Origin of the sequence: Rathayibacter sp. VKM Ac-2754 (assembly GCF_009807095.1) — a bacterium.
Lineage (GTDB): Bacteria > Actinomycetota > Actinomycetes > Actinomycetales > Microbacteriaceae > Rathayibacter.
Genome location: NZ_WUCC01000003.1, coordinates 439776 through 448579, shown reverse-complemented (window position 1 = coordinate 448579; position 8804 = coordinate 439776). Strand labels below are relative to the sequence as shown.

Here is an 8804-nt window from a genome sequence, read left to right as displayed (position 1 = left end):
GGGCGCCGGCCTCTCCCTCACCGCGGTCCGCGGGCCGGTGGAGCCGACCCGTAGAGTGGCCGGGTGGAAGCAGCCGACATCGCCGATGACATCACCGAGGTCCTCTTCACCGAGGCCGAGATCCATGAGCGGATCCGCGGCCTGGCCCGCGCGATCGAGCGCGACTACGCCGGAGAGAACCTCCTCATCGTCGGGGTCCTGCGCGGCGCCGTCATGGTGATGGCCGACCTCGCCCGCGAGCTCAAGCTCGACATCGTGATGGACTGGATGGCCGTCTCCTCCTACGGCAGCAGCACCAAGTCCTCCGGCGTCGTCCGCATCCTGAAGGACCTCGACACCGACATCACCGACCGAAAGGTGCTGATCGTCGAGGACATCATCGACTCCGGTCTCACGCTCTCGTGGCTGCAGGGCAACCTGCGCAGCCGCGGCGCCGAGTCGGTCGAGATCTGCGCGCTGTTCCGCAAGCCCCGCGCCGCCAAGGTCGAGGTCGACGTCGCCTACGTCGGCTTCGACATCCCCAACGACTTCGTCATCGGGTACGGACTCGACTACGCCGAGCGCTACCGCAACCTCCGCGATGTCGCGATCCTCGCTCCCCACGTCTACGAGTAGCCGCCGCGCCGACACGGCCCAGCGGAGCCTCGAGCGGCTCTTCGGCGCGCCGGTGCTCGGGTACCACAACAGCTACCCGACCTCGCTCCGAGCCGATCTCGAGTTCGACTACTGGTGGCTCGCGCACGCGATCGACGCCCAGGTCGACGCCTTCGAGCGCACCGGAGACGCCGAGCACCTCGAGCGGGCGTCGCGGCTCCACCGCGCGATCCGCCTCCGCAACGGCGGCCGGCTGGTCAACGGCTACTTCGACGACATGATGTGGCTCGGAGGCGCGCTCGCGCGGCTCGGCGAGGCGACGGACGAGCCGAGGTGGCTCGACCGCGCCGACCACCTCTGGCGCTTCGCGGTCGATCGCGGCTGGAACCTCCGGCACGGCGCGAGCCTCGCCTGGCGCCGCCGACAGCTCGACTACAAGAACGCGCCCGCCAACGGCCCGTTCGCCATCCTCGGAGCCCGGCTGGAGCGCCTCCGACCCGACGGCCGCGAGGAGCTCTCGCGCGCCGCCCTCGACTGGATGCACGTGCGCCTGCGCGACGCCGAGACCGGATTCGTCGCCGACGGCATCGGCCGCGAGGGCGGCTCGGCGCGCGACGACTGGGCGTTCAGCTACAACCACGGCGTCTACATCGGCGCGGCGCTCGCCCTGCACCGCCTGCGCCCCGACCCGCGGCTCGTGGCGCACGCCTCCCTCACCGCCGACGATCTGCTGACGCGCCTCGCTCCCGACGGCGTCTTCGTCGACCAGGGCACGGGGGACGGCGCCCTGTTCGGCGGCATCGCCTACCGCCACCTGGTCGACCTGGCCACGACCGACGGAGTCGTCCCCGCGACCGCCGAGCGCCTCCGCCGCTTCGTCACCGGCAGCGTCGAGGCCCTCTGGAGCACGAGTGAGCGCAACGGGCTGCTGCTCGCGGGTCCGCGCTGGGATGCGCCTCCCACCCTGCCGGCCACCCTCTCGGCCCAGCTCGGCGCCGTGCTCGCGACGGAGGCGGCGGCGGCCCTCGATCGCGCGCCAGACTGAGACGGTGAGAGCCGAGAGAGCACGCCCCGGGCGCAGGGTCGCCGTCGTCATCAATCCGAGCAAGTTCGACGACGTCGGTGCCGCCGAGGATCTGGTCGCCACCGTCGCCCGCCGTCTCGGTTGGGACGAGCCGCGCTGGTTCGAGACCAGCGTCGACGACTCCGGCGCCTCGGCCGCCCGCGCGGCGCTCGAGGCGGGCGCCGACGTGGTCTGCGCGATGGGGGGCGACGGCACGGTCCGCGCGGTCGCCGCCGTGCTCCGCGGCACGGGGGTGCCCTACGGACTCCTGCCCAGCGGCACCGGCAACCTGCTCGCCCGCAATCTCGGACTCCCGCTCGGGTCCCTCGCCGAGGCCGTCGAGATCGCGCTGCTCGGGCAGGACCGCGCCATCGACGTGGGCACCGCCGTGTTCGACGACGGCGAGGAGCGGGTGTTCATGGTGATGGGCGGAGTCGGGCTCGACGCCGAGATCATGGACAAGACCGACGAGGAGCTGAAGAAGAAGGTCGGCTGGGGCGCCTACGTCGCGGCGGGCGCGCCGGCGATGTTCAAGGCCGGCTTCGAGGCGACGATCACGATCGACGGCGCACCCGAGCCGCCGACCCGCTGCCTGATGGTGCTCGCCTGCAACTGCAGCTCGGTGGTCGCCAACATCGAGCTCGCCGCCGGCGCCGTGCTCGACGACGGCGATCTCGAGCTCGTTCTGCTGCGCCGCCGCTTCGGCCTGGCGCTCGACGTGGCGACCGGGAATCGCAACGGCCTCGCCTCCCTCCGGCAGTGGCCGGGCCGCGAGTTCGCGTTCGAGCTCGATCAGCCCGTGCTGGCCGAGCTCGACGGAGACCCCGTCGGGCGCACCACCGCCGGACGGTTCGGCGTCGACCCGGGCGCGCTGGTCGTCCGCCTGCCGGTGCCGACCCCCAAGAGCCCGGGGCTCACTCCGCACGACTCGCTGATCATCGACACCACCTCGATCGCGACGATCGTCCCGGACCAGGAGACCGCCTGACGATCGGCGTCGCTTGCGCGCTTTCTTTTACGGTTGTAAGTTACTTACGAACGTAAGAGACGGGGCGCTGCCTCGACTCCGGAGGAGAAGAGGGCCCCTGTGACCGATCCGCGGCTCACCCGCTCGCGCGACCTGCTGACGGCGGCGATCACCACCGCCCTCGACCGGCCCGGCGACGCGCAGCCCTCGATCACCGAGCTCTGCGCGGCCGCCGGTGTCAGCCGGCCCACCTTCTACCAGCACTTCGGAGACGTCCCCTCGCTCATCGAGGCGGCGGCCGTCGAGCGGATGCACGCGCTCTTCGCGGCGGCGACGCCCGTCTCGTCCGCCCAGGAGTGGGAGCCGGCCGTGCCGCGGGTCGTCCACGGCCTGCTCGACGGCCTCCTCGTGCACGCCGACTTCTACCGCCGGGTGCTCACCGGAGGCACGGCGCGCGCGGTGCAGGAGTCGGTCGTCGCGTTCCTCGCCCGCCGGCTGCTCACGTTCTCGCCGCTCGCCGCCCGCGAGCCCGGCGCCGGCGACCACGCCCGCGTCGAGCGCTTCGCCACCTTCCTGGCGGCGGGCACCACGTGGCTCGTCGTCGGCTGGCTGCTCGAGGGCGACTCGCGCCGCCCGGTCGCCGACGCGGCCGCCGACATCGCCGAGCTCCTCGTCACCGGAGTCGCGTCGCAGCGGCTCGCCGCTCTCCACTCCACCTCCGCGAAGTAGAAGGACCATGCCCGCCTCAGCCCTCCGTCGTGCCCTCGGGCGCGTGCAGCCCCGCCTCGTCGTCGTCTTCGCCGCGATCGCGCTCATCCCGCTGATCTACGCGGGGCTGCTGACCTCGGCGAACCTCGATCCGACGCACACCCTCGACACCGTGCCCGCGGCCGTCGTGAACGAGGACACCGGAGCCACCGCCGCCGACGGCTCGGCGCTCGCCCTCGGCGACTCGGTGACCGACGAGCTGCTCTCGAGCACCTCCTCCTCGAACTTCGCGTGGACCCGGCTCGACGCCGACGAGGCGGCGAGCGAGCTCGCCTCGGGCGCCGTCTACGCCGTGCTGACCATCCCGTCGGGCTTCTCCGCCGATGTCGCCTCGCTCGGCGGCGACGACCCGGCCGCTGCCTCCGTCGCGAAGCTCTCGATCGAGACCGACGACGGCGCCAACCTCATCGTCGGCAACATCGCCTCGACGATCGGCTCGACCGTCACCGCCACCGTCGAGAAGGAGGTCGGCGAGAGCTACCTGAAGAACGTCTACCTGGGCTTCACCGACGTCCACGACAGCCTCGCGCAGGCCGCCGACGGAGCGGCGCAGCTGGCCGACGGCTCCGCACAGGCCGCCGACGGCTCCTCCGAGCTGGTCGTGGGCCTGTCTCAGCTCGAGGACGGCACCGCTCAGCTCGCGACCGGCGCAGGGACGCTCAGCACCGGTGCCGCGTCGGCCTCCTCGGGGGCCGCGACGCTCGCCGCCGGGCTGCAGCAGCTCGCCGACGAGACCGCGCAGCTGCCCACCCAGGCGACGGCGCTGAACGACGGAGCGACCTCGGTCGCCGCGGGCGCGCAGAAGGTGGACGCCGGCGCGGCCGATCTGGCGACGGGGGCGTCGACGCTCGCGGGCTCGACTCCTGCGCTGGCGACCGGCGCGGCCGACGCCGCGACCGGGGCGCGGACGCTCCAGACCGGTGCGACCTCGGTCGCCGACGGGGCGGCTGCAGCGCTCACCGCAGGGGGATCCCTCGCTGACGGAGCGTCGACGCTCGCCGCCGGCACGCCCGCACTCGCCTCCGGTGCCGCGACCGTCGACACCGGCCTGCAGTCGCTGCTGGCCCAGTACGGCACCCTCACCGACGCCCAGCGCCTCGCTCTGATCACGCAGCTCGAGACCGGCGCGGCCGAGGTGTCGACCGGGGCGGCCGGTGTCGACCAGGGCGCTCAGGCCCTCTCCGCCGGCACGGCCGCGCTGGTCGGCGATTCGAAGACCGGTCTCACCGCGCTCTCCGCGGGCGCCGCCTCCGTCTCGACCGGCGCGGGCGACCTCGCCGCCGGCACCCAGGAGGTCGCGGCGGGAGTCGCCCAGGTCGACACCGGCGCCCAGGCGCTCTCGACCGGTGCGGGGACTCTCGCGGCCGGCGCCGCCTCCCTCGACACGGGAGCCGCGCAGCTCGCCTCCGGAGTCGGCACCCTCGCAGGGAGCGTCGGCCCGCTCACGACGGGCATCGCCGACGCCTCGACCGGGGCGGACTCCCTCGCCTCGGGAACCGCCTCCCTCGCCACCGGCGCCCGGACGCTCGCCGACGGAGCCGCCTCCGCCGCCGACGGCACCGCCACCGCCGAGACCGGCTCCGAGAGCCTGGACAGCGGCATCGACTCCCTCGCCGACGGGTCGCAGACCCTCACCGACAAGCTGACCGACGGTGCCGATGAGGTGCCGACCTACACCGCCGACCAGGCCGAGACGCTCAGCGCCGTCACAGCCGCTCCGGTCGCCCTCGACAAGCAGCGCCTGAACGAGGTGCCGCAGTACGGCTACGGCCTCGCGCCCTACTTCCTCTCCCTCGCGCTCTGGGTCGGCGCGCTCGCGTTCTACCTGATGAGCGCTCCGCTGAGCGAGCGCCTCCTCGCCGCTCGCCGTCCGGCGTGGGTGATCGCGCTGCGCAGCTACCTGCCGGGCGCGCTGATGGCCGTCGCGCAGGGCGTCCTCGCCGCGCTGGTCATCCGCTTCGGCGTCGGGATCGAGGCCGCGAACCTGCCCGGCATGATCGGGATCGCGGTGCTCACGAGCCTGACCTTCGTCGCGATCAACCAGGCCCTGATCTCGCTGCTCGACGCCCCCGGCCGGTTCGTCGCGCTGCTCCTGATGGTGCTGCAGCTCTCCTCAGCGGGCGGCACCTACCCGATCGAGACGGCGCCCGCCTTCTTCCAGGCGATCCACGGAGCGCTGCCGCTGACCTACACGGTCGAGGCGTTCCGCTCCCTGATCGCCGGCGGCAGCATCGGAGTCGCGAACGCCGTCCTCGTCCTCTCCCTGTGGCTCCTCGCCGCCCTGGGCGTCACCGTCCTGGCCGCCGCCCGCCGCCGCCGCGGCCTGACCCCCGCCCTCCGCGACCCGGAGCCCCTCCTCGAGACCGCCTGACGCTCAGGTGGTGGGGGAACCCCGGACCGGATCACCGATCCGCTGACGCCGATGGTTCTTCTGAGGTCCCCGCCCTGCTGATCGAGTAGCCCGCGCAGCGGGCGTATCGAGATCCACCTCTGTCAGGAGGCGAGGGTAGAAGCTCGGCCTGCTGACAGACGTGGGTCTCGATACGCCCCTGCGGGCTACTCGACCAGCATGGGTGGCGTCCGCGGCGGTGCGCGGTCGATCGGCCCGACCCTCCCCGCTCTGCGGATCGCAACCATCTCGGGAAGCCGACCGCGAGCTCTGATGCGGCACAGCCGCATCAGAGCCGATGAACACAGCCGGCACCGCTTTCGGCCCACGGCGAACGCGTGGCCGGCGTTCAGAGAGCGGGAGGTAGCCTGGCACTCACATTTCTCGTCAGAAAGGTGCCGGGTGTCGCACCCGCAACATTCATGAACGTCAAGCGCATCTTCCGGGGTCCCATTCTCTACGTCGTCCTCGCGATCGTGGCGGTCTGGATCGGCTCCTCGCTGATCACCATGTCCGGCTTCCGGCAGGTCAGCACGCAGGAGGGCCTCGAGCTCCTCCAGGACGGCAAGGTCGCCTCGGCGAAGATCGTCGACGGCGAGCAGCGCGTCGATCTGACCCTGAGCGAGGCCGACGGCGACAACGGCACGCAGGTGCAGTTCTACTACGTGGCCCCGCGCGGCACCGAGGTCGTCGACGCGGTCACCGCGGCAGCTCCGTCCGACGGCTACACCGACGAGGTGCCGCAGACCAACTGGTTCCTGTCGGCTCTCGGCTTCCTCCTCCCGATCCTGCTGATCGGCGCGTTCTTCTGGCTGATGCTCTCGGGCATGCAGGGCGGCGGCAACCGCGTCATGCAGTTCGGCAAGTCGAAGGCGAAGCTCGTCTCGAAGGAGTCGCCCAAGGTCACGTTCGGCGACGTCGCCGGCGCCGACGAGGCGATCGAGGAGCTGCACGAGATCAAGGAGTTCCTCAAGGAGCCCGCCAAGTTCCAGGCCGTCGGCGCGCGCATCCCGAAGGGCGTCCTGCTCTACGGCCCTCCCGGCACCGGCAAGACGCTGCTGGCCCGCGCCGTCGCCGGCGAGGCGGGCGTGCCCTTCTACTCGATCTCCGGATCCGACTTCGTCGAGATGTTCGTCGGCGTCGGCGCGAGCCGCGTCCGCGACCTGTTCCAGCAGGCCAAGGAGAACTCGCCCGCGATCATCTTCGTCGACGAGATCGACGCCGTCGGCCGCCACCGCGGCGCCGGCATGGGTGGCGGTCACGACGAGCGCGAGCAGACCCTCAACCAGCTCCTGGTCGAGATGGACGGCTTCGACGTCAAAACGAACGTCATCCTCATCGCGGCGACGAACCGCCCCGACATCCTCGACCCCGCCCTGCTGCGCCCGGGCCGCTTCGACCGCCAGATCGGCGTCGACGCCCCCGACCTCCTCGGCCGCAAGAAGATCCTCGAGGTGCACGGCCGCGGCAAGCCGCTCGCGGGAGGCGTCGACCTCGAGGTCGTCGCCCGCAAGACCCCGGGCTTCACCGGTGCCGATCTCGCCAACGTGCTCAACGAGGCCGCACTGCTGACCGCGCGCTCCAACGCGCAGCTGATCGACAACCGCGCCCTCGACGAGGCGATCGACCGCGTCATCGCCGGTCCGCAGCGCCGCACGCGCGTCATGCGCGACAAGGAGAAGCTGATCACCGCCTACCACGAGGGCGGGCACGCTCTCGCTGCGGCGGCCATGCGGCACACCGACCCCGTGACCAAGGTCACGATCCTCCCGCGCGGTCGCGCCCTCGGCTACACGATGGTGCTGCCCCTCGAGGACAAGTACTCGACCACCCGCAACGAGCTCCTCGACCAGCTCGCGTACGCCATGGGCGGCCGCGTCGCGGAGGAGATCGTCTTCCACGACCCGACCACCGGCGCCTCCAACGACATCGAGAAGGCGACCGCGATCGCCCGCAAGATGGTCACCGAGTACGGCATGTCCTCGGACATCGGCTCGGTGAAGCTCGGCTCGTCGTCCGGCGAGATGTTCCTCGGCCGCGACATGGGCCACCAGCGCGACTACTCCGAGCAGATCGCCGAGAAGGTCGACGCCGAGACCCGCCAGCTCATCGAGCAGGCGCACGACGAGGCGTGGCAGGTCATCAACGCCAACCGCGACATCCTCGACCGCCTCGCGACCGAGCTCCTCGAGAAGGAGACCCTCGACCACGACCAGCTCGCCGAGATCTTCAAGGACGTGCGCAAGATCGACGAGCGCCCGCAGTGGCTCTCGAGCGACAAGCGCCCGCTCTCCGACCTGCCGCCCATCGCAGTGCCGGTCGCGAAGGCTCCCATCGACGCGGGCGTGACCGACGGAGGCGTCACCTCCGACGCCGGCGAGATCGCCCCCCAGCGCCCGCCGCTGATCACCCCCCGCCCCGCGACGGCCTGAGTCCCGTGCCCGTCGACAAGGCGCGCATCGAGGCGGCCGTCGTCGAGCTCCTCGCGGCCATCGGGGAGGACCCGGGTCGCGAGGGGCTCGCCTCCACGCCCCGTCGCTTCGCGGAGGCGTACGAGGAGTTCTTCGGCGAGTTCGAGCTCGACCCCGCCTCGCACCTCGACGAGACCTTCGCGGTCGTCGAGGGCGGGCGGGCGGAGGAGCAGACCGTCATCGTGCGCGACCTGTCGTTCCGCTCGGTCTGCGAGCACCACCTCCTGCCGTTCGTCGGCGTCGCGCACATCGCCTACCGGGCGGGGGAGCGCGTGATCGGCCTCGGGAAGCTCCCGCGGATCGTCGAGACCGTCGCGTCGCGCCCGCAGCTGCAGGAACGGCTCACGGAGCAGGTCGCCGAGGTGATCGACTCCGGTCTGTCGCCGGAGGGCGTGCTCGTGGTCGTCGACGCCGAGCACGGCTGCGTGCGGATGCGCGGTGCCCGCCAGACGGCCAGCTCGACCGTCACCGTCGCCGCGCGCGGCTCCCTGGCCGAGCCCGCCGCCCGCGCCGAGATCATCGCGCTGATCGGCGCCGCCCGGGGGGAGTGAC

The 8804-nt window shown here is 72.3% G+C and carries 7 protein-coding genes; all 7 read left to right on the top strand.

Annotation, left to right across the window (positions count from 1 at the left end):
* Positions 1–63: 63 nt before the first annotated feature.
* The gene (gene hpt, locus GRS92_RS07620) at positions 64–615 is read left to right on the top strand and encodes a hypoxanthine phosphoribosyltransferase (RefSeq protein WP_056041011.1); all 552 of its coding nucleotides are present in this window, start codon (positions 64–66) and stop codon (positions 613–615) included.
* Complete coding sequence (locus tag GRS92_RS07615) at positions 581–1639, top strand: glycoside hydrolase family 76 protein (RefSeq protein WP_159854804.1); 1059 nt, start codon at positions 581–583, stop codon at positions 1637–1639. The genes hpt and GRS92_RS07615 overlap by 35 nt, the downstream gene beginning before the upstream one ends.
* A gap of 4 nt (positions 1640–1643) precedes the next feature.
* Positions 1644–2645 (top strand): diacylglycerol/lipid kinase family protein, encoded by a 1002-nt coding sequence (locus tag GRS92_RS07610; RefSeq protein ID WP_159854802.1) that lies wholly within the window; start codon positions 1644–1646, stop codon positions 2643–2645.
* A gap of 99 nt (positions 2646–2744) precedes the next feature.
* The gene (locus tag GRS92_RS07605; RefSeq protein ID WP_159854800.1) at positions 2745–3353 is read left to right on the top strand and encodes a TetR/AcrR family transcriptional regulator; all 609 of its coding nucleotides are present in this window, start codon (positions 2745–2747) and stop codon (positions 3351–3353) included.
* Positions 3354–3360: 7 nt separating this feature from the next.
* Positions 3361–5763: a YhgE/Pip domain-containing protein gene (locus GRS92_RS07600; protein ID WP_159854798.1), complete on the top strand. Its 2403-nt coding sequence runs from the start codon at positions 3361–3363 to the stop codon at positions 5761–5763.
* Positions 5764–6203: 440 nt separating this feature from the next.
* The gene (gene ftsH / locus GRS92_RS07595; RefSeq protein WP_159854796.1) at positions 6204–8213 is read left to right on the top strand and encodes an ATP-dependent zinc metalloprotease FtsH; all 2010 of its coding nucleotides are present in this window, start codon (positions 6204–6206) and stop codon (positions 8211–8213) included.
* 5 nt (positions 8214–8218) lie between these two features.
* Positions 8219–8803 (top strand): GTP cyclohydrolase I, encoded by a 585-nt coding sequence (folE, locus tag GRS92_RS07590; protein ID WP_159854794.1) that lies wholly within the window; start codon positions 8219–8221, stop codon positions 8801–8803.
* The last annotated feature ends 1 nt before the right edge of the window (position 8804 follow it).

Bases quoted from the DNA above. Each gene is read 5' to 3' on its own strand.
- GRS92_RS07615 (WP_159854804.1), top strand. From the start codon at position 581: ATGTCGCGATCCTCGCTCCCCACGTCTACGAGTAGCCGCCGCGCCGAC.
- GRS92_RS07600 (WP_159854798.1), top strand. From the start codon at position 3,361: ATGCCCGCCTCAGCCCTCCGTCGTGCCCTCGGGCGCGTGCAGCCCCGC.
- ftsH (WP_159854796.1), top strand. From the start codon at position 6,204: ATGAACGTCAAGCGCATCTTCCGGGGTCCCATTCTCTACGTCGTCCTC.